This window comes from Clostridium polyendosporum (assembly GCF_018332455.1).
Taxonomy (GTDB): Bacteria; Bacillota; Clostridia; order Clostridiales; family Clostridiaceae; genus Clostridium_AY; species Clostridium_AY polyendosporum.
The window spans coordinates 1-227 of the sequence record NZ_BOPZ01000125.1; the positions used below are offsets into that span (position 1 = coordinate 1).

At 30.0% G+C, this 227-nt stretch carries 1 protein-coding gene; it reads left to right on the top strand.

The window, feature by feature from the left end; genetic code table 11:
- The coding region (locus CPJCM30710_RS17685; RefSeq protein ID WP_212905410.1) for a transposase at positions 1-227 on the top strand (227 nt) is incomplete at both ends.

Consider the following 227-nt stretch of genomic DNA (forward strand, 5'->3'; position numbering starts at 1 on the left):
GACGTCCACGTTACCCCTGGTAACGTAAGCGATAGTGATCCAATACTAAAAAGAATAGATAGAATTAATGAAACTTTTGATATAAAGCCTAAATACATAGGTTTAGATGCTGGGTATTCAACTAATCCTATGTTTAAAGGAATAACAGATAGAAAAATAATTCCTGTAGTTGCTTATAGAAGATTCCCTCATAAAAAAGGTATGTTTAGTAAAAATAAGTTTATTTA